This window comes from Kitasatospora sp. NPDC051914 (assembly GCF_040680995.1).
Lineage (GTDB): Bacteria > Actinomycetota > Actinomycetes > Streptomycetales > Streptomycetaceae > Kitasatospora.
In genome coordinates this window covers 102,608-123,308 of record NZ_JBFAXX010000002.1, presented here as the reverse complement: position 1 = coordinate 123,308, position 20,701 = coordinate 102,608, and the positions used below count along the sequence as shown (strand labels likewise).

The following is a 20,701-nucleotide window of genomic DNA, read 5'->3' as shown; positions in this document are numbered from 1 at the left end:
GGGTGTCAGCGCACCACCGGGGTGCCGGTCAACCGGACCCCGGCGCCGTCGAGTTCGGCCAGCGCCGCCTCGGTGGTGGCGGCGGCGACACCGGCGGTGAGGTCCAGCAGCACCCGGGTCGTGAAGCCCTCGCGGGCCGCGTCCAGCGCGGTGGCTCGGACGCAGTGGTCGGTGGCGATGCCGACCACGTCGACCTCGGTGACGCCCCGCTCGCGCAGCCAGTCGGCCAGCGACCCGCCGTTCTCGTCGATGCCCTCGAACCCGCTGTACGCGGCCGAGTGGGCGCCCTTGTCGAAGACCGCCTCGATCGCGCCGGAGGTCACCGACGGCGCGAAGTTGGGGTGGAAGCCGACGCCCTCGGTGCCCGCGACGCAGTGCACCGGCCACGAGGTGACGTAGTCCGGCTCGGCGGAGAAGTGCGCGCCGGGGTCGATGTGGTGGTCCCGGGTGGCCACGATGTGTGCGTAGCCGGGGGAGGCGTCGGCGATCAGGTCGGTGATGGCGGCGGCCACCTCGGCGCCGCCGGCGACGGCCAGACTGCCGCCTTCGCAGAAGTCGTTCTGCACGTCGACGACGATCAGGGCCCGGTGCATGGCTGGCTTCTCTCGCTGTGGGCGGTCCGCTGGCGGACCGGCGTGGGGGTCGGTCGGGTGGGGCGGTGGTGCCGTGGTTGCTGCCGGTCCCGGAACCGGCCCGGGATCGGGTGGGTCCCGGGCGGATGCCGGGGAGAGTGTGGTGGTGTCGAGAAGACTCTAGGGAGTGACGCGCGTAGGCGGAAGGCCCGCCGGGCGTCACCCGGCGGCGGTGGCGCCGCTCAGCAGCTCGGTCACGATCACGGGCTCGCCCTTCGACAGCTGGGTGGCCGACATCGGCAGTCCGGCACGGGAGCGCAGGTGGCGTTCGCGCGCCGCTTCCAGCGGCTCGCGCCCCACCACCTCGCCGCCGCGCACCAGCGGCACGTGCAGCAGGTGCGGCTCCAGCTGCGCGGGCACCGGGCCGATGCCGACCACCTCGGCCTCGGCGACGCCGTCCTCGTCGGGGCGGCGGGCCGCCCACTTGAGGCCGCCGGTGCTGGTCTTGCCGCCGGCCGACCGCTTGGCCACCGGGACGAGCGGACCGCCGGGCACCGCCTCCCGGGCGACCAGCTTGTAGACCATCGCGCAGGTGGGGTGGCCGCTGCCGGTGACCAGGTTGGTGCCCACGCCGTACCCGTCGACCGGGGCGGCGGCGAGCGCCGCGATGGCGTACTCGTCCAGGTCCGAGGTGACGATGATCCGGGTCTTGTGCGCGCCCAGGTCGTCGAGCTGGCGGCGCACCCGGTGGGCGAGCAGCGTCAGGTCGCCGGAGTCGATGCGGACGGCGCCGAGGTCCGGGCCCGCCACCTCGACCGCGGTGCGGACGGCCTCGGCGAGGTCGTAGGTGTCGATCAGCAGGGTGGTGCCGCGGCCCATCGACTCGACCTGGGCGGTGAAGGCGTCCCGCTCGCTGTCGTGCAGCAGGGTGAAGGCGTGCGCGGCGGTGCCGGTGGTCGGGATGCCGTGGGTGAAGCCCGCCTCCAGGTCGGAGGTGGCGCTGAAGCCCGCGATGTACGCGGCGCGGGCGGCCGAGACGGCGGCGAGCTCGTGCGCCCGGCGGGCGCCCATCTCGATCACCGGGCGGCTGCCGGCGGCCGCCGTCATCCGCGAGGCCGCGGCGGCGATCGCCGAGTCGAAGTTGAGGATCGACAGGACCAGCGTCTCCAGGATCACCGCCTCCGCGAAGGTGCCCTCCACGGTGAGCAGCGGCGATCCGGGGAAGTACACCTCGCCCTCGGGGTAGCCGTGGATGTCGCCGGTGAAGCGGTAGTCGGCGAGGAAGCGCAGGGTCGCGTCGTCGACCACCCGCTGGTCGGCCAGCCAGTCGAGCTGCGGGCCGGTGAAGCGGAAGTTCTCCACGGCGTCGAGCACCCGGCCGGTGCCGGCGACCACGCCGTAGCGGCGGCCGTTGGGCAGGCGGCGGGTGAACACCTCGAAGACCGAGCGTCGGTGCGCGGCACCGCTGCGCAGGGCGGCCTGAAGCATGGTGAGCTCGTAGCGGTCGGTGAGCAGCGCAGTGGAGCGGTGCGCGGTGATGGCGTCCATGAGGATGATGCTACTACCACTTAGCGTCAGAGTGACGATTTCTCCGTCGCGATGTCGACCCGGATTCGCTCGGACGTCCCCCGGATGGAAGCATGAGGAAAGGGGGAGACGCGCCTTCACCCCGGTCAGCCGCAGAGGAGAGAGCCAGTCGTGAGTGTCGCGCCGGTCGAGATCGAGCGTCCGGAGGTCGAAGGCGTCCCTGCGGTGGAACCGGACACGCCGTGGGTGACCATCGTCCACAACGACCCGGTGAATCTCATGAGCTACGTCCAGTACGTGTTCCAGGCCTACTTCGGGTACCCGAAGGACAAGGCCCGCGCACTCATGATGGAGGTGCACACCAAGGGGCGCGCCGTCGTCTCCAGCGGCACCCGGGAGGAGATGGAGCGCGACGTGCAGGCGATGCACGGCTACGGGCTCTGGGCGACCCTCCAGCACGACTGACGCCGCACGGCCGCGCCGCCGGGCCGAGGCCGCGGGCGCACCCGCAGGACACCGCACACGCAGACCCACTAACACGCAGACGGGCTGATTCAGAACTCATGGCTGGGTTGTTCCAGAGCGCCGGCAAGGGCGCCGCCGCGATCGCACTCGACGAGGTGGAGGCCTCCATCCTCCGGTCGCTGGAGGTGCAGATGCTGGAGCTGATCGGCCCCGGCCCCGGCGGCGCCAACGAGGACCCGCTGGCCGCACTGTTCGCCGAGGGCCCGACGGAGGCCCCCGGTGACCCGGCGCTGGCCAGGCTCTTCCCCGACGCGTACGGCGAGCCGGGCGAGCCCGCGGACTCGGAGACCCGGGCGATGGCCGGCGAGTTCCGCCGCTACACCGAGCTCGACCTGCGCGCCCGCAAGCGCGAGGACGCCCTGAGCGTCGTCCGCGCCATCGACGGCCTCGGCGGCGACGGCGGCGTGCTCACCGTGCCCGCCGGGGAGTGCCCGCGCTGGCTGGGCGCCCTCAACGACCTGCGGCTCACCCTCGGCTCCCGCCTGGATGTCACCGAGGAGGACGAGGAGGGTCTGTACGCCCTGCCCGACTCCGACCCGCGCAAGCCGCTGGTGATGGCCTACCTCTGGCTCGGCGGCATGCAGGAGTCCCTGCTGGAGGCCATGACCGCCTGAGCCCGTCCAGGGCGGGTGCAACCACAACAGGGGCGCCCGTGAGCCTTGAGGGCGCGCCCGAGCCGCCCCGCATCCCCCCTGTCCGGCATCCGGACGGGGGGATGCGGCATTCGGGGCAGCTACTGTCGAATCCGGACATGACATGCTCAATTAACGCTCAGATGGACACCGGTATCCGTGCGCACCGTGGTACGACTTCTCACCTCCCCACGATCAAGGACGGTGCGCGCCCATGGCCGATCAGCGCTACGACGAGGCGGTCCACGCCGACCACGGCGAGGAGGGCTACGCGCGCGGACTGGGCAGCCGCCAGATCCAGATGATCGCCATCGGCGGCGCGATCGGCACCGGCCTCTTCCTCGGCGCCGGCACCGCCATCTCCAAGGCCGGCCCCAGCCTGATCCTCAGTTACGCGGTGGCCGGCCTGGTGATCTTCGTCATCATGCGCGCCCTCGGCGAACTCCTCACCTACCGCCCGGTCTCCGGCAGCTTCTCCGAGTACGCCCGGGAGTTCCTCGGCCCGTTCGCCGGCTTCGCCACCGGCTGGACGTACTGGCTGTTCTGGGTGGTCACCGGCATGGCCGAGACCACCGCCGCGGCGGTCTACGTGCGGTACTGGGCGCCCGGCGTTCCGCAGTGGGTCAGCGCACTCGCCTTCCTGGTGCTGCTCTACGGCGCCAACCTGATCTCGGTGAAGCTCTTCGGCGAGATCGAGTTCTGGTTCTCGATGGTCAAGGTCACCGCCATCCTCGGCATGATCCTCATCGGCATCGGCGTCCTCACCCTCGGATTCTCCGACGCCGGCGACACCGCGTCGGTCACCCACCTCTGGTCCGACGGCGGCTTCTTCCCCCAGGGCCTCGGCGCCACCGTGATGACCCTTCAGATCGTGATGTTCGCCTACCTCGGCGTCGAACTCGTCGGCGTCACCGCCGGCGAGAGCGAGGACCCGGCGCGGACCCTGCCGCGTGCCATCAACACCCTGCCCTGGCGGATCGCGCTCTTCTACATCGGCGCCCTGGTCGTCATCCTCTCGCTCGTCCCGTGGCGGGAATTCGCGCCCGGCGTCAGCCCGTTCGTCGCCGCCTTCGAGAAGGTCGGCATCCCGGCCGGCGCCTCCGTCATCAACTTCGTGGTGCTCACCGCGGCACTCTCCTCCTGCAACTCCGGCATGTACTCCACCGGCCGGATGCTGCGCGACCTCGCCCTGCGCGGCCAGGCCCCCGGCCGGCTCACCGCACTCAACTCCCGCCGCACCCCGGCCGCCGCCATCACCGTCTCCTGCCTGCTGATGGGCGTCGGCGTGCTGCTCAACTACCTCGCCCCCGGCAAGGCCTTCGAGTACGTCACCTCCGTCGCCACCGTCTGCGGCCTGTGGACCTGGGCGGTCATCCTGGTCGCCCAGATCCGCTACCGCCGCGCCTGGCAGGCCGGCCGGCTGCCCGCCCCCACCTTCAAGGCGCCCGGCGGCCTGTGGCCGAGCCGGCTCGCGCTCGCCTTCCTCGTCCTGGTCGTCGTCCTCATCGGCTTCGACGAGGACGCCCGGATCTCGCTGTACGTCTTCCCGGTCTGGGCCGCCCTGCTGGTCGTCGGCCACCTCGTGCTCGCCCGCACCCGACCCGAGACGCTGTACGGCGGCTCCGGCGACCAGGTGCACGCCGGCGCCGACCGCTGACGGCCGCCGGCGGCCGCGTATCACCGGCCGTCCGGCAGCCGAGACGGGAGCCGGTCCCGGGCCCTGCCCCGGGACCGGCGCTGGCTATCCTGGCCGCATGCTGACCATCACCCGAGAACTGCGCGACCGCATCGTGGCCCACGCCCGTGCCGACCACCCGGACGAGGCCTGCGGCGTGGTGGCCGGTCCGGAGGGCAGCGGCCGGCCCGAGCGGTTCATCCCGATGCTCAACGCGGCCCGCTCGCCCACCTTCTACGAGTTCGACTCCGGCGACCTGCTCAAGCTCTACCGCGAGATGGACGACCGCGACGAGGTCCCGGTGATCGTCTACCACTCGCACACCGCCACCGAGGCCTACCCCTCCCGCACCGACGTCAGCTACGCCTCCGAGCCCGAGGCGCACTACGTCCTGGTCTCCACCGCCGAGGGCAACGGCGAGGACGACCCGTACCAGTTCCGCTCGTTCCGCATCGTGGACGGCGAGATCACGGAGGAAGACGTCGAGGTCGTGGAGGAGTACGCGGCCTGACCCGGGCCCGCAGCGGCCGGCCCGCCGCCCGGCCGCGACCGGCCGGGCTCGGGGCGCGTCTCGCCATGGAATACGGAAACATCCGTATCGCGAGACGTGGATGCCGGAGCGGGGGCGGGAATCTATACGATGAGTCCATGCGTTCCGTCGATGTGACCAACCGGGCCCCAGGCATCCGCCTCGTGGCGCGCCTGCACGTCGACCTGTGCCGGCTCGCCAGTGCGATCTGTCCCGGCACCGCCGACGCCCACTGACTCGGCACCGCCAGCCCGCCCCGGCCACCCCGGGGCCGTCACCCCTGCCGCGCCGCGTGCGGCGGCCCACCCGACCCACCTCCACAGGAGCGCAGCCATGGCCATCGAGGTCCGCATCCCGACCATCCTCCGTACGTACACCGACGGCGCCAAGGCCGTCGAAGGCGCCGGCAACAACCTCGGCGAGCTGTTCCAGGACCTCGACAGCCGCCACCCCGGCATCGCCGAGCGCCTCTTGGACGCCGGCGAGCTCCGCCGCTTCGTCAACGTCTACCTGAACGACGAGGACGTCCGCTTCCTCGAGGGCATCAGCACCGCCCTCGCCGACGGCGACAGCATCACCATCCTCCCCGCCGTCGCCGGCGGCATGAAGTAATGCGCTACGACAGCCCCATCGAGGCCGTCGGCAACACCCCGCTGGTACGGCTGCCGCGCCTGTCGGCGGCCGTGCCCGGGAACGCCGACGGCCTGGTGAGCCTCTGGGCCAAGCTGGAGGACCGCAACCCCACCGGCTCGATCAAGGACCGCCCCGCCCTCCACATGATCGAGCGGGCCGAGGCCGACGGCCGGCTCACCCCCGGCTGCACCATCCTCGAACCCACCAGCGGCAACACCGGCATCTCGCTCGCCATGGCCGCCAGGCTCAAGGGCTACCGCATGGTCTGCGTCATGCCCGAGAACACCAGCGAGGAGCGCCGCGAGCTGCTCCGCATGTGGGGCGCCGAGATCATCTCCTCCCCGGCCGCCGGCGGCTCCAACACCGCCGTCCGGATCGCCAAGGAGACCGCCGCCCGGCACCCCGACTGGGTCATGCTCTACCAGTACGGCAACCCGGACAACGCCGGCGCGCACTACGCAGGCACCGGCCCGGAGATCCTCGCCGACCTGCCCACCGTCACCCACTTCGTGGCCGGCCTCGGCACCACCGGCACCCTGATGGGCGTCGGCCGCTACCTGCGCGAGAAGGTCCCCGGCGTGCAGATCGTCGCCGCCGAACCCCGCTACGACGACCTCGTCTACGGCCTGCGCAACCTCGACGAGGGCTTCGTCCCCGAGCTCTACGACGCCGAGGTGCTCACCACCCGCTTCAGCGTCGGCTCCGCCGACGCCGTCCGCCGCACCCGCGAGCTCCTCCAGCAGGAGGGCATCTTCGCCGGCGTCTCCAGCGGCGCCATCCTGCACGCCGCGATCGGCGTCGCCCGCAAGGCCGCCAAGGCCGGCGAGCGCGCCGACGTCGTCTTCGTCGTCGCCGACGGCGGCTGGAAGTACCTCTCCACCGGCATCTACACCGCCGAGTCCACCGAGGCCGCGGTCGACGCCCTGCAGGGCCAGCTCTGGGCCTGACCCCCGCAGACCCCCGAGGCGCGGCACCCCCACGGGTGCCGCGCCTCCGCCGTTCCGCCCCGCCGGAGCACCCGCCGCCGACCCCGCCACCGGACCCGGCCCGTTCTGGTGATTCCAGCCACAGCCCGGCACGGAGACGGGGGCAAAGTGCCGCGCGCCCCTTACCCTCGACAACGCGAAGGGGCACCACTACCGACAGGTAGTGCCCCGTCGGCGTGGACCATGACCCATCGGGGCGGAGGGGCTCGGCATGAAACTGACCGTGGTGGGGTGCTCGGGGAGCTTCCCGTCCGCCGAGTCGCCCTGCTCCAGCTACCTCGTCGAGGCCGAGGGCTACCGGCTCGTCCTCGACCTCGGCAACGGCGCACTCGGCGCCCTGCAGAAGTACACCGGCCTCTACGACGTCGACGCCGTCATGCTCAGCCACCTGCACGCCGACCACTGCGTCGACCTCTGCGCCTACTGGGTCGCCCGCAACTACCGCGTCGAGGGCTGCCCCGACCCCGTCCCCGTGTACGGACCCCACGGCACCGCCGAACGCCTCGCCCGCGCCTACGACATGCCGGAGGAACCGGGCATGAAGGAGGTCTTCGACTTCCGCCAGCTCGGCAACCTCACCTTCGGCCTCGGCCCCTTCCGCATCACCAGCACCCGGGTCAACCACCTCGACGCCGAGGCCTACGGCTTCCGCATCGAACACGGCGGCGCCTCGCTCGTCTACTCCGGCGACACCGGCGAGTGCGCCGACCTCGTCGAGCTCGCCCGCGGCGCCGATCTCTTCCTCTGCGAGGCCGCCTACACCGACGGCAAGGAAACCTTCCAGGCCATCCACCTCAACGGACGCGAGGCCGGCGAACACGCGGCCGCCGCCGGAGTCGGCCGCCTCGTCCTCACCCACATCCCCCCGTGGACCGACGCCGAACACAACCGCCGCGACGCCGCCGCCGCCTTCCCCGGCCCCGTCGACCTCGCCCGCCCCGGCGCCGTCTACGAACTGACCTGAAGGGCGCCCCCCACGGCTTGCTCACACCCGGGTCAGCCAGTGCCCGTACCGCCGGTCCCCGCCGGACACCACCGCCCGGTACGCATCCGCCAGACGCTTCGTCAACGGGCCAGGAGCCGAAGGCAGTTCACGGTCGTCCAGCGAACCGACCGGCGCGATCCCGGCCGCCGTCCCGCACACGAACACCTCGTCCGCCGCATACAGGTCCGACCGCAGCAGCCGCTCCACCCGCACCTCCACCCCCAGCCCCCGGGCCAGCGCCAGCACCGTGTCCTGCGTGATCCCCTCCAGCGCACCCGCCGCCACCGGCGGCGTCCGCAGCACCCCGTCCCGCACCGCGAACACGTTCTCCGCACTGCACTCGCTCACCGAACCGTCCGCAGCCAGCAGCAACGCCTCGTCGTACCCCGCGTCCGTCGCCTCCCGCCGCGCCAGCACCGAATTCAGGTACGGGCCCGTCGCCTTGGCCGCCGGCGGCACACAGTTCGGGTCCGTCCGCCGCCAACTGCTCGTCTTCAGCCGCAGCGGATGCGAAGCCGCCTGCTCCGGCCACTCCCACGACGCGATCACCGTCGTCGTCGCAGCCCCCCGCATGTCCAGCCCCATCGTGCCGTACCCCAGGAACGCGAAGTGCCGCACATAACAGGCACCCTGACCGTTCGCCCGGAGCAGCTCCACCGTGCCCGCCGCCAACTCCCCGACACCGTACGGCAGCGGAAGCCGCAGCATGCGCGCACTGCGCACCAGCCGGCGCAGATGGTCCTCCAGCCGGAACACCGCCGGCCCGTCCTCCGTCTCGAACACCCGGGTGCCCTCCAACACCCCCGTCCCGTAGTGCAGCCCGTGCGAGAGCACATGGACCCGCGCCTCCCGCCACGGCACCAGCGCACCGTCGAACCAGATCGAAGAAGCCTCTGCCATCGTCATGCACGCCATCCTGGCCGCCACCCGGGCCCCCGCGGCCGCCCCGCACAGGGGCTGAACCGGCCATGGCCGGGACCGGATCGACCGTCCCGGATGCTGGAATTCGCGGTCCGCCCACCGGGCCGCTGACTATCGTCCCCGCCGTGGAGCACAGCACCGCCCTCTACCGCCGCCTGCGCACCGACCCCGGCCGCCCCCTGCCCGAACTGCGCGACGAACTCGGCTGGAACGAAACCGAGTTCGACCGGGCAATCGGCGAACTCCGCGACCTCGGACTGCTCCAACCCACCACCGCCACCGGCAGCGGACTCGCCGCCGTCTCCGTCGCCTCCGCCGTCCGCCACCTCCTCGCCGACGCCGACGGACACCTCGCCGAACTCTTCACCGCCGTCCGCCGCACCCGCGACTCCGTCGAACACCTCCACACCCGCTACCTGCCCGCCCAGACCGACCCCGGCGACGAAGGCTCCCACCACCTCGTCCACGGCGCCGACCGCATCGCCGCCCTCCTCGAGGACGCCGCCCGCAGCGCCCGCACCGAAGCCCTCTCCCTGCGCCCCGGCCAGGACCACTCACCGACCGCCCTCGACGGCAAACTCGCCCGCGAACGCATCGCCCTCGCCCACGGCGTCCGGCTGCGCACCGTCTACCCGGCCGCCGCACTGCGCCACCCGGACGTGCTGGCCCACGTCCAGGAACTCACCGCGGCCGGGGCCGGCATCCGGGTCGCCCACACCCTGCCGCTGTGGCTGATCGCCGTGGACACCACGATGGCCGTGCTGCCCGCGCCCGGCGGCGCCCCGGACACCGCCCTCGTCGTCCGGGACCCGGCGGTCCTGGCAGTGGTCCGCGAGCTGTTCGAGTACTTCTGGGCGGCCGCCTGGGTGCCGCCCGACCTCCTCGGCCGCCCGGCGCCCGACGACCGCCACCGCGAGGTGCTGCGACTGCTCTCGGCCGGACTGACCGACCAGGCGATCGCCCGGAAGCTGGAGATCTCCGAGCGCACGGTGCGCCGCCTGGTCTCCGACCTGACCACCGACCTCGGCGCCCAGAGCCGCTTCCAGGCGGGCGTCCACGCGGCCCGCCTCGGCTGGATCTAGCGACTCGCGCCCACCCGCTGCCGCAGGCGGGCCAGGGCCAGTCGCGGCTCGCGGCGGGTGCCCAGCGGGACGAGTGCCGCCCGGCCCGGTACCCGGACGCCGCCGGTCAGCGCCACCCGGGTGGCACCGGCGCCGTCGGCGACCGCGGCCATCCCGACGATCAGGAACCGGCTCTGCAGCCAGCACCAGCCCGGCCGGAGCACCCCGTCGAACCGGGCCCGCATCCCGTACCGGCTGCGCGCCAGCGCCGCCACCCGCTCGCCGTCCCGGCGGGTCACGCGCAGGCTGTGCATGTCCGGCTGGAAGCGGCCGAACTCGCCCTCCAGGTCGGCCATGACCGCCCACACCCGGTCGAACGGCGCGTCGACCACGCCCTCGGTGACGTGGGCGCCGTGGATGCCCGCGGCCATCACGTGCAGCCGCCGCACCGGGTCCAGCGGGGCGGTCGGGTCGTCCGTCGTCATGCCGTCCACATCCTTCGGAATACGGTCCGGGCGCGGTGCAGCCGGGACTTCACGGTGCCCTCGGGGATGCCGAGCAGCCCGGCGGCGGCCCGCTCGTCCAGACCCTCGACGTCGCGCAGCAGCAGGACGGCCCGGTGCTCGGGGGAGAGCCGGCCCAGCACGTCCCGGATGTCCGCGGCGAGCTGCGCGTCCCCGGGCGAGGGCAGCGCGGCGAGTTCGGCGGGGGTGTCCCGGCCGTCCCGGCGGGCCGTCCGCACCGCCTCGCGGACGGCCAGCACCCGGACCCAGCCGTACAGCGCTTCCGGGTCCCGCAGCGAGCGCAGGCCCCGGAAGACGGCGGTGAGCGTCTCCTGCACCGCGTCCTGGCGGCCGGCCGCGGCGGCGGGCCCGCAGATCCGTCCGCAGATCCGCCCGACGTAGGGCGTGAGGTGGTCCAGCAGGTCGCTCATCGCGAGGGTGTCCCCGCGCCGGGCGGCGCGGGCCAGCGCCACACCGCGGGAGTGGTCGTCGGGATCAGCCACGGCGGAAGTCTCGCACCCGTCGGCGCGGGCCGAACCCGGCGGCTCGGGCCGCCGCCGCGCCGAAGCCGAGGCAGAGCGGGGTGTACAGCACCAGGTTGAGCAGGTGGAAGGTGCTGCCGGGGTCCGTGCCGAGGCCGCAGGCCCACACCAGCCCGGCCGCCCCGCGGAGCAGCAGCCCGACGGCCACGGCGGCGGTGGCCGGCCGGCAGAGCCGGGCGGTGCGGGGGCCGCCGAGGCCGTACGCGCGGGCGAGCACCGCGGCCGCTGCGGCCAGCAGTACGGCGGCGAGCGGCAGCACCACGGGCGGCGTGAACGGGACGTCGGCGTTGAGCACGGCCTGCGAGAGCGTACGGCTGTCGGCGGCGGGCCAGGTGAGGCCGGTGGCCCAGTACAGGTGGAGTGCGGCGTCGGCGGCCAGCAGTCCGGCCACCGCCGTTCCGGTGTGCTGCGCGGTGCGGTTCACCGGGTTCCCCCTCGGTTCGGTCGGCCGGGTCGGCCGGTCGGCGCGGTCCCGTCGACGGGCCGTCACGGGAGAGGGAGGAGCGGCCCCGGCCGGACGTTCCGTGTGTCCTGCCTCACACCGGGCGGGAACGGTGACGGACCCCGCCCCGAGCAGTGGGGCGGGGTCCGTGCGGCGGGGGAGCGGCGTCAGGCCTTGGTGACGTCCTCGACCTCGGTGTCGTCCTCGCGACCGGGGGTCTTGAGGTTGAACTTGGTGATCGCGAAGCGGAAGAGCACGTAGTACAGCGCGGCGAAGACCAGGCCGATCGGGATGATCAGCAGCGGGTGGGTGGCCTTGCTGAAACCGAGGCCGTAGTCGATCAGACCGGCCGAGAAGGTGAAGCCGGCGTGCACGCCGAGTGCCCAGGTGACGGCCATGGAGACGGCGGTCAGCACCGCGTGGATGGCGAACAGGACCGGGGCGATGAAGAGGAAGGCGAACTCGATCGGCTCGGTGACGCCGGTGACGAAGGAGGTCAGCGCCAGGGACATCATCATGCCCATCACGGCGGCGCGGCGCTCCGGCCGGGCGGCGTGGGCGATGGCGAGCGCGGCGGCGGGCAGCGCGAACATCATGATCGGGAAGAAGCCCGACATGAACTGGCCGGCGGTGGGGTCGCCGGCGAAGTAGCGGGTCAGGTCGCCGTGCACCACGGTGCCGTCGGCCTTGGTGTAGTCGCCGGTCTGGAACCAGGCGTAGGAGTTGACGAACTGGTGCATGCCGACCGGCAGCAGACCGCGGTTGATCAGGCCGAACGCGCCGGCACCGAAGGCGCCCGCGCCGATCAGGCTGTCGTTGAGGCTGCCGATCGCGTCGCCGACCGGGCCCCAGAGCAGTGCGAAGAGCACGCCGACGGCGGTGCCGACGAAGGCCATGATGATCGGCACCAGGCGGCGGCCGTTGAAGAAGCCGAGCCAGTCGACCAGCTTGGTGCGGTGGAACTTCTGCCAGAGTACGGCGCTGAGCAGGCCGATCACGATGCCGCCGAGCACGCCCGGGTTCTGGTAGGTGGGTGCGATCCACTTGCCGTCGGCGATGTGGCCCTCGGTGATCGGGAACGCGGTGAGCACGTTCTTGTACACCAGGAAGCCGACCAGGGCGGCGAGGGCGGTCGAGCCGTCGGCCTTCTTGGCGAAGCCGATGGCGATGCCCACCGCGAAGAGCAGCGGGAGGTTGCTGAACACGGCGTCGCCCGCCGTGCTGAACACCGCGGCGACCTTGTCCCAGCCGAGGCCGTCCTTGCCGAAGACGTCGTCCTGGCCGAGACGGAGCAGCAGGCCCGCGGCCGGCAGCACGGCGATCGGCAGCTGGAGGCTGCGGCCGATCTTCTGCAGGCCCTGGAGCGTGCTCTGGCCGATCTGCTTGATCGGGGAGGGGCCCGGTGCCGTAGCGGGCGCCGGTGCCTGCGCAGTCGTACTCATGGGGTGGTTCCTAACGGCAGGGCGGGTCGGTGGGGGTGCATCGGGGGCCGACTCGCAAACTGGTCTACACCACGAGTGGTGTAGACCAGTTTCTAACACGCGTCTGACGGAGGGGGGAACCCTGGAAAGCGCCGCAGGTGGGAAGCGCTATGAAATCGAAACCTTGTTGCGGATCGACGATCTTGACTGCGCTCGGTCACCCATCCTTTTGGCGAGTTGCGCAACAAATGGCCCTCAGGCCTTGGTCACGTCCTCGACCTGGTCCTCGTCCTCCCGGCCGGGCGTCTTCAGATTGAAGTGCACGATCACGAAGCGGAACAGCGCGTAATAGACCACCGCGAATCCCAGACCGATCGGAATGATCAGCCATGGTTTCGTCGCCAGCCCCCAGTTGATGACGTAGTCGATCAGTCCGGCGGAGAAGCTGAAGCCGTCGTGCACCCCCAGGGCCCAGGTCACCGCCATCGACGCGCCGGTCAGCAGGGCGTGCACGACGAACAGGGCGGGCGCGATGTAGGCGAAGGAGTACTCGATCGGCTCGGTCACGCCGGTGACGAAACTGGTCAGCGCCACCGAGGTCATCAGGCCGTAGATCTCCTTGCGCCGGTGCGGCTTCGCCGAGTGGGCGATGGCGAGCGCGGCGGCGGGCAGCGCGAACATCATGATCGGGAAGAAGCCCGAGGTGAACTGGCCGGCCGTCGGGTCGCCCGCCAGGAACCGCGGGATGTCGCCGTGCACGACCTCGTCCGTCCCCGGCTTGGTGTACTCGCCGAACTGGAACCACACGAAGGTGTTGATCAGCTGGTGCATGCCGATCAGCAGCAGCAGCCGGTTCGCCAGGCCGAAGATGCCCGCGCCGCCCGCGTCGAGATCGGCGAGCCACTGGGAGAAGTCGTTCATCGCCCGGCCGATCGGCGGCCACACCCACAGCGCCAGGCAGGCCAGCGCCAGCCCGCCCACCGCCGTGATCATCGGCACCAGGCGCCGGCCGTTGAAGAAGCCCAGCCAGTCCACCAGCTTCGTCCGGTGGAAGCGCACCCACAGCCAGGCCGACATCAGGCCGATCAGGATGCCGCCCAGCACGCCCGGGTTCTGGAACACCGCCGCGCTCGACGTGTCGGCCGAGAAGTCGATGCACTGGTTGCCCTGGATCGTGCCGGCGCACTGCTCCCGGTCCGGGAAGGCCCGCAGCACGTTGTAGTACACGAGGAAGCTCGTCACCGCCGCCAGCGCCGTCGAACCGTCCGACTTCTTCGCCATGCCGATCGCCACGCCGATGCAGAACAGCAGCGGAAGGCCCAGATTGGAGTCCAGCAGGGCGCCGCCCGCCGCCGCGAACACCTTCGCCACGTTGTCCCAGCCCAGGCCGTCCTTGCCGAACACGTCGTCCTGGCCCAGCCGGTTCAGGATGCCCGCCGCCGGCAGCACCGCGACCGGCAGCTGCAGGCTCCGGCCCATCTTCTGGAGCCCGCCGTAGAAGGACTGCCACCACGGTGTCGGCGCGGGCGCCGTACCTGCTGTACTCATCCGAGTCCTCCGCGTGCGGTCGTCGGCCCGTCCCGGGGTCCGTTCCGCCCATCCGCGGCATACACCTACTATTGGTGTAGACCACTTGGATGGGCGGGCGGACGCCGGACGGCAGCCCGATGATCGCCATCCTCCGACCCGGCCGCACCCCCGTGCGCGCCAAAATGGGCCAAAAGTGGACTGGCGTGGCAAACCACCCCGAAAAGGGAAATGCTTGTCGCGCCGCCGGCCGACACGGAACCTGAACCCGCGTCACCACACACCGGCACCACCGCACCACTGCAACGACGCGGCAACGGCACCCGACACCACCCCGCCGAACCGCCGACAGACAGGGAGACACACATGGCCAGCAAGGCAGAGAAGATCGTCGCCGGCCTCGGCGGAATCGACAACATCGTCGAGGTCGAAGGCTGCATCACCCGCCTGCGCACCGAAGTCGTCAACCCCGGCGTCGTCGACGAAGCCGCCCTCAAGGCCGCCGGCGCCCACGGCGTCGTCAAGATGGGCACCGCCATCCAGGTCGTCATCGGCACCGACGCCGACCCCATCGCCGGCGAAATCGAAGACATGATGGACTGACCCACCACCACACCACGGCCCGCCGCCCCCACCAGGACGGCGGGCCGCACCACACCCCACAACGACTACCCTCGATGCCTATGTCACGCATCGACGGCCGCACCCCCGACCAGCTCCGCCCCATCACCATCGAACGAGGCTGGAGCAAGCACGCCGAAGGCTCCGTCCTCGTCTCCTTCGGCGACACCAAAGTCCTCTGCACCGCCAGCGTCACCGAAGGCGTCCCCCGCTGGCGCAAGGGCACCGGCGAAGGCTGGGTCACCGCCGAATACTCCATGCTCCCCCGCGCCACCAACACCCGCGGCGACCGCGAATCCGTCCGCGGCAAGATCGGCGGCCGCACCCACGAAATCAGCCGCCTCATCGGCCGATCCCTCCGCGCCGTCATCGACCACCGCGCCCTCGCCGAAAACACCATCGTCCTCGACTGCGACGTCCTCCAGGCCGACGGCGGCACCCGCACCGCCGCCATCACCGGCGCCTACGTCGCCCTCGCCGACGCCATCACCTGGGCCCGCGACAAGAAGATCCTCCGCGCCAAGGGCCAGCCCCTCACCGGCGGCGTCAGCGCCGTCAGCGTCGGCATCATCGACGGCACCCCCATGCTCGACCTCCGCTACGAAGAAGACGTCCGCGCCGAAACCGACATGAACATCGTCTGCACCAGCGACGGACGCTTCGTCGAAGTCCAGGGCACCGCCGAAGGCGCCCCCTTCGACCGCGCACTCCTCGACCAACTCCTCGACCTCGGCACCCTCGGCTGCGCCGAACTCGACGAGATCCAGCGCAAGGCCCTCGGCCGACTCGAAGGCTGACCCCGCATTGTCGACCCGGCACAGGCCGCGGGCGCGCATCCTGTACACAGCGCGCCCGCAGCCCGTACCGTTCGGACCGGAACCGGAGGAACCGGCAGAGCACCACCCGCCGTCCCACACCACGGACCCGCGCGCCCACCACACAACGGAGGACACCCGATGCCGGACAGCCTCACCCGCTCCACCACCCTCGCCGTGGCCGGCCTCGTCCTCCTCCTCCCACTCAGCGCCGTCAGCTGCTCCGCCGCCCAGAAGGCCCTCGACTGCGGCAACACCGCCGTCCGCATCACCAACGACATCGCCCAGGCCGGCGACGCCTTCAACAACGCCGCCAACGACCCCGCCGCCGCCGGCCAGGCCCTCCAGACCCTCAAGAACGACCTCGACCAGATCAGCCGCAACTCCAGCGACACCGACGTCTCCCAGGCCGTCACCGACCTGCAGACCCAGGTCGACAAGGCCCAGCAGGCCATCGACAACAAGCAGGTCCCCGACCTCAAGCCGCTCGGCGACGCCGCCGGCAACCTCAGCAAGGCCTGCACCGGCTGACACACCCCCGAGCATGCGGCCCCTCGCTAGGGTGGGCCGCATGACTGCACGACGCCTCGTCCTCGCCACCCGCAACCGCCACAAGGTCGCCGAACTCCGCGACATCCTCGGCGACGCCGGACTCGACGTCGAACTCGTCGGCGCCGACGCCTACCCCGAGATCCCGGACGTCCCCGAGACCGGCGTCACCTTCGCCGAGAACGCCCTCCTCAAGGCCCACGCCCTCGCCGAGGCCACCGGCCACCCCGCCGTCGCCGACGACTCCGGCCTCTGCGTCGACGTCCTCGGCGGCGCCCCCGGCATCTTCTCCGCCCGCTGGTCCGGCAAGCACGGCGACGACCGAGCCAACCTCGAACTCCTCCTCGCCCAGCTCTCCGACATCGCAGAGCCCCACCGCGGCGCCCACTTCGCCTGCGCCGCCGCCCTCGCCCTCCCCGACGGCACCGAACGCGTCGTCGAAGGCCGCCTCCTCGGCACCCTCCGCACCACCCCCACCGGCGACGGCGGCTTCGGCTACGACCCCATCCTCCAGCCCCTCGGCGAGACCCGGACCTGCGCCGAACTCACCCCCGCCGAGAAGAACGCCATCAGCCACCGGGGCCAGGCCTTCCGCGCCCTCGCCCCGGTCGTCCGCGAGCTGCTGGGCTGACCCAACGCCGAAGGCCCGCCCTGGAGATCCCTCCGGGGCGGGCCTTCGTTTCTTAGGTTCGTGCGGCCGGAGGGATTCGAACCCTCACGGAGTTTCCTCCACTGGCACCTAAAACCAGCGCGGCTGCCCGTTACGCCACGGCCGCATGGCCCCAGTCTAGGGGCTGCGTCCGTGGCGACGACAGCGCCTTTGCGCTCGTGGCGCGGGTGCGCCTTTCAGTCGGTGCGCGTGCCGCGGCGGTTCTTGTTCCGACCGCAGTAGGTGTCGGTCGTGGCATGACAGTTGGGGCAGAGCAGCCGGACGTTGCCGGGTCGGTTGTCCGACCAGTCTCCGTTGATGTGGTCGACCTCCAGGGTCATCGGCCTTCCTCGCCAGACCGGGCCGGTGCCACAGTCCGTGCACTCCTCGGGGAGGCCCATTTCGAGCAGGGCTTGGCGGATTCGGCTGCCTGGCAGCCGCTTGGCGTCCGCGGGCCGCCGCACGAGTACCTGGTCCGGACGCAGGCGACGCCCGGAGCGCTGGCCTCGGTTGTGCGCCTGGCCCGTGAAGTGCGAGGTGTCAATCCCAAACGCCTTGATGCGCCGTCCGACGTGTTGCTGGGTTCCCCCTGACGAGCGCTGGCCAAGGTAGCGGACCACCCCGGCGATGCTGTGGCACGCGGCGACTGCCTCTTCGAGCCGCTCCTTCGTGTAGACGACGCCCCTTACCCGGAAGTGAGAGGTGTCCACCCCGTGGAGGTTGAGCTGACTCCGTAGGTACCGCCGGTTGTTCGTCTCGGGTTCCTTGCCGAGCGCGACCAGCATCTCGTCGATCGACGAGGCCTCCGCCGCCGTCGTGGCGAGGAGTTCGCGGGTGTATCTGACCTGCATGTGTGCCCCCGTGTGGGTTCCTGTGTTCGGTACCCGTCCCCCAGTGTGGAAACGAGCGGGCGGGGCGGGGGTCACGGGGGAGTTCAGCGGTTTATTGGTACAGACCTATTGACCGGGATGGTCCAGACCACATAGCTTCGGCGCACTCTGTGGTTCGGCGGCCGGGTGGTTGACGGTGCGTCGGCTGCGGTGTGTCCGACCCTCCCCCACTTGCGCGTCCGGCTTCCCCACTCGGACGTGCCGACACTCTCTCCTGGAGGACCGAGTGTTGAACCGAACCCTGACGGCGCAGCGTCGTACTGCCGTCGGCAGCCACCGGGCGTCCGGCCGGCGGGCGGCTGCGGCCGCCACGGCTGCGGCCGGTCTGGCGGGCCTGCTGCTGGCGACGCTGGGTGCGTCGCCCTCGCAGGCGGCCGCCGACAACCAGTCCTGTCGCCCCGACGGCATGTACACCACCCCGGGTGTGGACGTCCCGTACTGCGACGTCTACGACACTGCGGGCCGCGAGAAGATGGGCGCCGATCACCAGCGCCGGATCATCGGCTACTTCACGGGCTGGCGCACGGGCCAGGACGGCACCCCGGCCTATCTGGTGAACAACATCCCGTGGGACAAGGTCACCCACCTCAACTACGCCTTCGGCCATGTCGGCAGCGACAACAAGCTGTCCGTGGGCACGGACTCGGCGACCAATGCGGCGACCGGGATGACCTTCCCGGGTGTGGCCGGTGCGGAGATGGATCCGAGCCTGCCGTACAAGGGCCACTTCAATCTGCTGACGAAGTTCAAGAAGCAGTACCCGAATGTGAAGACCTTGATTTCGGTGGGTGGCTGGGCCGAGACGGGCGGTTACTTCGGGGACGACGGGAAGCGGGTGGCCTCGGGCGGCTTCTACTCGATGACGGTGAATGCGGACGGGTCGGTCAACCAGGCCGGTATCAACACGTTCGCGGACTCGGCGGTCGACTTCGTCAAGAAGTACGGCTTCAACGGCGTCGACATCGACTACGAGTACCCGACCTCGATGAAGGACGCCGGCAACCCGCTGGACGCGGCCATCTCGAACGCGAAGCGCGGTTCGCTGGTCAAGGGTTACGCGGCGCTGATGAAGACGCTGCGTGAGAAGCTCGACCGGGCGGGTGCGGCGGACGGCAAGCACTACATGCTGTCGGTCGCGGCGCCGTCCTCGGGCTATCTGCTGCGCGGCATGGAGACGTTCCAGGTGACGCAGTTCCTGGACTACGTCAACATCATGTCGTACGACCTGCACGGTGCCTGGAACAAGTACGTGGGTCCGAACGCCTCGTTGTACGACGACGGCAAGGACGGCGAGCTGGAGGCGGCCAATGTGTACGGCACCTCGCAGTACGGCGGCATCGGCTACCTGAACACGGACTGGGCGTACCACTACTTCCGCGGTGCGATGCCGGCCGGCCGGATCAACATCGGTCTGCCGTACTACACCCGCGGTTTCAAGAACGTGACCGGTGGCACCAACGGCCTGTGGGGCACTGCCTCGACGTCGACCTGCCCGGCGGGTTCCGGCCTGACGGCCTGCGGTGACGGTGCGGTCGGCATCGACAACCTGTGGCACGACCTGGACGACAACGGCAAGGAGTCCCCGGCGGGCTCCAACCCGATGTGGCACGCCAAGAACCTGGAGAAGGGCATCGTCCCGGACTACCTCTCCAGGTACGGCCTGACGGACACCGCGCTGCAGGGTTCGTACACCCGCAACTACAGCTCCCAGCTGGTGGCGCCGTGGCTGTGGAACGACAGCAAGAAGGTGTTCCTGTCCACCGAGGACGAGGAGTCGGTGGGTGCCAAGGCCGACTACGTGGTGAACCAGGGCGCCGGTGGCGCGATGATCTGGGAGTTGGCGGGCGACTACCGCTGGGACGCGGCCGCGAACGGCGGCAAGGGCGAGTACGTGCAGGGTTCGACGCTGACCTCGCTGATGTACGACAGGTTCAAGGCGGCTTCGGCGTACGGTGCGACGCGTTCGACGATCGCGCTGCCGCAGCAGATCCTGCCGATCGACGTGTCGTTCACCAACTTCGCGCTGGGTGACTCGAACTACCCGATCAACCCGAAGATCCACATCGTCAACAACTCGACGGTGACCCTGCCGGGCGGCACGGAGTTCCAGTTCGACTACGCGAACTCGGCGCCGGGCAACGCCAAGGACCAGTCGGGCTTCGGTCTGACGGTGATCCGGCAGGACCACACCGCGGCGAACAACGTGGGCGGTCTGAAGGGCGTGTACAACCGCGTGTCGGTGAAGCTGCCGAGCTGGCAGTCGCTGGCGCCGGGTGCGTCGATCGACATGGACTTCGTCTACTACCTGCCGGTGTCGACGCCGGCGAACTGGACGGTCAACGTCGGCGGCACGCTGTACGGCCTGACCGGTGACCTGACCCGCGGTTCGAGCGGTGCGACCTCCTCGCCGAGCGCCTCGGCCTCCGGCTCCTCGTCGGCCAGCCCGTCGGCCTCGGCCAGCGCCTCGTCGAGCAGTTCCGCGAGCAGCTCGGCCAGCCCGACCGGCGGCACCTGCACCGCGCCGGGCTGGAACGCGGCGACCGTCTACGCCACCGCCGGTACCAAGGTGTCCTGGAAGGGCCGCCAGTACAGCAACAAGTGGTGGACGCAGGGCGAGGACCCCTCGACCACCGGTCAGTGGGGTGTGTGGAGCGACCTCGGTCCGTGCTGAGTGACCTGAGGTGAGGAACGGCGGT

23 protein-coding genes and 1 tRNA gene are annotated in these 20,701 nt (G+C 71.2%); 14 read left to right on the top strand and 10 right to left on the bottom strand.

The window, feature by feature from the left end; genetic code table 11:
• Positions 1–5: 5 nt before the first annotated feature.
• Both AB0M03_RS02675 and AB0M03_RS02670 read right to left on the bottom strand, forming a co-directional pair.
• On the bottom strand, positions 6–593 hold the full coding sequence (locus AB0M03_RS02675; protein ID WP_363487600.1) for an isochorismatase family protein: 588 nt from the start codon (positions 591–593) through the stop codon (positions 6–8).
• A 198-nt stretch (positions 594–791) separates the two neighbouring features.
• Positions 792–2,120 carry a nicotinate phosphoribosyltransferase gene (locus tag AB0M03_RS02670; protein WP_363487598.1) on the bottom strand — a complete coding sequence of 443 codons (1,329 nt, stop codon included), beginning with the start codon at positions 2,118–2,120 and terminating at the stop codon, positions 792–794.
• A 150-nt stretch (positions 2,121–2,270) separates the two neighbouring features.
• On the opposite strand from AB0M03_RS02670, the gene clpS reads away from it, so the two are divergent.
• From clpS to AB0M03_RS02630, 8 genes are all read left to right on the top strand, one after another.
• Positions 2,271–2,564: an ATP-dependent Clp protease adapter ClpS gene (gene clpS / locus AB0M03_RS02665; protein ID WP_363487596.1), complete on the top strand. Its 294-nt coding sequence runs from the start codon at positions 2,271–2,273 to the stop codon at positions 2,562–2,564.
• A 98-nt stretch (positions 2,565–2,662) separates the two neighbouring features.
• The gene (locus AB0M03_RS02660; RefSeq protein ID WP_363487594.1) at positions 2,663–3,238 is read left to right on the top strand and encodes a DUF2017 domain-containing protein; all 576 of its coding nucleotides are present in this window, start codon (positions 2,663–2,665) and stop codon (positions 3,236–3,238) included.
• Between the two features lie 232 nt (positions 3,239–3,470).
• Positions 3,471–4,913 carry an amino acid permease gene (locus AB0M03_RS02655; protein WP_363487592.1) on the top strand — a complete coding sequence of 481 codons (1,443 nt, stop codon included), beginning with the start codon at positions 3,471–3,473 and terminating at the stop codon, positions 4,911–4,913.
• Between the two features lie 97 nt (positions 4,914–5,010).
• Positions 5,011–5,442, top strand: coding sequence for a M67 family metallopeptidase (locus tag AB0M03_RS02650; protein WP_363487590.1), 432 nt, complete (start codon positions 5,011–5,013; stop codon positions 5,440–5,442).
• A 137-nt stretch (positions 5,443–5,579) separates the two neighbouring features.
• Entirely contained in the window at positions 5,580–5,696 is a 117-nt protein-coding gene (locus AB0M03_RS02645) for a putative leader peptide (RefSeq protein ID WP_363487588.1), read from the top strand.
• A gap of 97 nt (positions 5,697–5,793) precedes the next feature.
• A complete protein-coding gene (locus AB0M03_RS02640; RefSeq protein ID WP_363487586.1) occupies positions 5,794–6,072 on the top strand; it encodes a MoaD/ThiS family protein in 279 nt (92 codons plus the stop codon).
• Positions 6,072–7,040 (top strand): cysteine synthase, encoded by a 969-nt coding sequence (locus AB0M03_RS02635; RefSeq protein WP_363487584.1) that lies wholly within the window; start codon positions 6,072–6,074, stop codon positions 7,038–7,040. Before AB0M03_RS02640 ends, AB0M03_RS02635 begins: the two co-directional genes overlap by 1 nt.
• A gap of 250 nt (positions 7,041–7,290) precedes the next feature.
• Positions 7,291–8,043 carry an MBL fold metallo-hydrolase gene (locus tag AB0M03_RS02630; RefSeq protein WP_363487582.1) on the top strand — a complete coding sequence of 251 codons (753 nt, stop codon included), beginning with the start codon at positions 7,291–7,293 and terminating at the stop codon, positions 8,041–8,043.
• A 21-nt stretch (positions 8,044–8,064) separates the two neighbouring features.
• On the opposite strand, the gene AB0M03_RS02625 is transcribed toward AB0M03_RS02630, so the two are convergent.
• Entirely contained in the window at positions 8,065–8,991 is a 927-nt protein-coding gene (locus AB0M03_RS02625; protein ID WP_363487580.1) for a branched-chain amino acid transaminase, read from the bottom strand.
• Positions 8,992–9,110: 119 nt separating this feature from the next.
• Between AB0M03_RS02625 and AB0M03_RS02620 the strand changes: the two genes are divergently transcribed.
• Positions 9,111–10,067 (top strand): helix-turn-helix transcriptional regulator, encoded by a 957-nt coding sequence (locus AB0M03_RS02620; RefSeq protein ID WP_363487578.1) that lies wholly within the window; start codon positions 9,111–9,113, stop codon positions 10,065–10,067.
• Here the strand turns inward: AB0M03_RS02620 and AB0M03_RS02615 are convergent.
• The 5 genes from AB0M03_RS02615 to AB0M03_RS02595 form a co-directional block, all read right to left on the bottom strand.
• The gene (locus tag AB0M03_RS02615; RefSeq protein ID WP_363487576.1) at positions 10,064–10,531 is read right to left on the bottom strand and encodes a hypothetical protein; all 468 of its coding nucleotides are present in this window, start codon (positions 10,529–10,531) and stop codon (positions 10,064–10,066) included. The genes AB0M03_RS02620 and AB0M03_RS02615 overlap by 4 nt on opposite strands.
• Complete coding sequence (locus AB0M03_RS02610; RefSeq protein WP_363487765.1) at positions 10,528–10,980, bottom strand: sigma-70 family RNA polymerase sigma factor; 453 nt, start codon at positions 10,978–10,980, stop codon at positions 10,528–10,530. Before AB0M03_RS02610 ends, AB0M03_RS02615 begins: the two co-directional genes overlap by 4 nt.
• Positions 10,981–11,044: 64 nt before the next feature.
• Positions 11,045–11,515: a DUF3995 domain-containing protein gene (locus AB0M03_RS02605; RefSeq protein WP_363487574.1), complete on the bottom strand. Its 471-nt coding sequence runs from the start codon at positions 11,513–11,515 to the stop codon at positions 11,045–11,047.
• Positions 11,516–11,700: 185 nt separating this feature from the next.
• On the bottom strand, positions 11,701–12,975 hold the full coding sequence (locus tag AB0M03_RS02600; protein WP_363487572.1) for a PTS transporter subunit EIIC: 1,275 nt from the start codon (positions 12,973–12,975) through the stop codon (positions 11,701–11,703).
• A gap of 234 nt (positions 12,976–13,209) precedes the next feature.
• Positions 13,210–14,502, bottom strand: coding sequence for a PTS transporter subunit EIIC (locus tag AB0M03_RS02595; RefSeq protein ID WP_363487570.1), 1,293 nt, complete (start codon positions 14,500–14,502; stop codon positions 13,210–13,212).
• A 345-nt stretch (positions 14,503–14,847) separates the two neighbouring features.
• Here AB0M03_RS02595 and AB0M03_RS02590 point away from each other — a divergent pair, with 345 nt between their 5' ends.
• From AB0M03_RS02590 to rdgB, 4 genes are all read left to right on the top strand, one after another.
• On the top strand, positions 14,848–15,084 hold the full coding sequence (locus AB0M03_RS02590; protein ID WP_363487568.1) for a PTS glucose/sucrose transporter subunit IIB: 237 nt from the start codon (positions 14,848–14,850) through the stop codon (positions 15,082–15,084).
• An 80-nt stretch (positions 15,085–15,164) separates the two neighbouring features.
• Positions 15,165–15,899: a ribonuclease PH gene (rph, locus tag AB0M03_RS02585; RefSeq protein WP_363487566.1), complete on the top strand. Its 735-nt coding sequence runs from the start codon at positions 15,165–15,167 to the stop codon at positions 15,897–15,899.
• Between the two features lie 159 nt (positions 15,900–16,058).
• Complete coding sequence (locus tag AB0M03_RS02580) at positions 16,059–16,448, top strand: hypothetical protein (protein ID WP_363487564.1); 390 nt, start codon at positions 16,059–16,061, stop codon at positions 16,446–16,448.
• 40 nt (positions 16,449–16,488) lie between these two features.
• Entirely contained in the window at positions 16,489–17,097 is a 609-nt protein-coding gene (gene rdgB / locus AB0M03_RS02575; RefSeq protein ID WP_363487562.1) for an RdgB/HAM1 family non-canonical purine NTP pyrophosphatase, read from the top strand.
• A gap of 61 nt (positions 17,098–17,158) precedes the next feature.
• Here rdgB and AB0M03_RS02570 read toward each other — a convergent pair.
• Together AB0M03_RS02570 and AB0M03_RS02565 are read right to left on the bottom strand one after the other, a co-directional pair.
• Positions 17,159–17,242, bottom strand: a tRNA-Leu gene (locus AB0M03_RS02570).
• 70 nt (positions 17,243–17,312) lie between these two features.
• Positions 17,313–17,966, bottom strand: coding sequence for an HNH endonuclease (locus AB0M03_RS02565; RefSeq protein WP_363487560.1), 654 nt, complete (start codon positions 17,964–17,966; stop codon positions 17,313–17,315).
• 364 nt (positions 17,967–18,330) lie between these two features.
• Here AB0M03_RS02565 and AB0M03_RS02560 point away from each other — a divergent pair, with 364 nt between their 5' ends.
• Positions 18,331–20,676, top strand: coding sequence for a chitinase C-terminal domain-containing protein (locus tag AB0M03_RS02560; RefSeq protein WP_363487763.1), 2,346 nt, complete (start codon positions 18,331–18,333; stop codon positions 20,674–20,676).
• Positions 20,677–20,701 lie beyond the last annotated feature (25 nt).

Bases quoted from the DNA above. Each gene is read 5' to 3' on its own strand.
- AB0M03_RS02675 (WP_363487600.1), bottom strand. From the start codon at position 593: ATGCACCGGGCCCTGATCGTCGTCGACGTGCAGAACGACTTCTGCGAA.
- AB0M03_RS02670 (WP_363487598.1), bottom strand. From the start codon at position 2,120: ATGGACGCCATCACCGCGCACCGCTCCACTGCGCTGCTCACCGACCGC.
- AB0M03_RS02660 (WP_363487594.1), top strand. From the start codon at position 2,663: ATGGCTGGGTTGTTCCAGAGCGCCGGCAAGGGCGCCGCCGCGATCGCA.
- AB0M03_RS02655 (WP_363487592.1), top strand. From the start codon at position 3,471: ATGGCCGATCAGCGCTACGACGAGGCGGTCCACGCCGACCACGGCGAG.
- AB0M03_RS02650 (WP_363487590.1), top strand. From the start codon at position 5,011: ATGCTGACCATCACCCGAGAACTGCGCGACCGCATCGTGGCCCACGCC.
- AB0M03_RS02645 (WP_363487588.1), top strand. From the start codon at position 5,580: ATGCGTTCCGTCGATGTGACCAACCGGGCCCCAGGCATCCGCCTCGTG.
- AB0M03_RS02640 (WP_363487586.1), top strand. From the start codon at position 5,794: ATGGCCATCGAGGTCCGCATCCCGACCATCCTCCGTACGTACACCGAC.
- AB0M03_RS02635 (WP_363487584.1), top strand. From the start codon at position 6,072: ATGCGCTACGACAGCCCCATCGAGGCCGTCGGCAACACCCCGCTGGTA.
- AB0M03_RS02630 (WP_363487582.1), top strand. From the start codon at position 7,291: ATGAAACTGACCGTGGTGGGGTGCTCGGGGAGCTTCCCGTCCGCCGAG.
- AB0M03_RS02615 (WP_363487576.1), bottom strand. From the start codon at position 10,531: ATGACGACGGACGACCCGACCGCCCCGCTGGACCCGGTGCGGCGGCTG.
- AB0M03_RS02610 (WP_363487765.1), bottom strand. From the start codon at position 10,980: ATGAGCGACCTGCTGGACCACCTCACGCCCTACGTCGGGCGGATCTGC.
- AB0M03_RS02600 (WP_363487572.1), bottom strand. From the start codon at position 12,975: ATGAGTACGACTGCGCAGGCACCGGCGCCCGCTACGGCACCGGGCCCC.
- AB0M03_RS02595 (WP_363487570.1), bottom strand. From the start codon at position 14,502: ATGAGTACAGCAGGTACGGCGCCCGCGCCGACACCGTGGTGGCAGTCC.
- AB0M03_RS02590 (WP_363487568.1), top strand. From the start codon at position 14,848: ATGGCCAGCAAGGCAGAGAAGATCGTCGCCGGCCTCGGCGGAATCGAC.
- rph (WP_363487566.1), top strand. From the start codon at position 15,165: ATGTCACGCATCGACGGCCGCACCCCCGACCAGCTCCGCCCCATCACC.
- AB0M03_RS02580 (WP_363487564.1), top strand. From the start codon at position 16,059: ATGCCGGACAGCCTCACCCGCTCCACCACCCTCGCCGTGGCCGGCCTC.
- rdgB (WP_363487562.1), top strand. From the start codon at position 16,489: ATGACTGCACGACGCCTCGTCCTCGCCACCCGCAACCGCCACAAGGTC.
- AB0M03_RS02565 (WP_363487560.1), bottom strand. From the start codon at position 17,966: ATGCAGGTCAGATACACCCGCGAACTCCTCGCCACGACGGCGGCGGAG.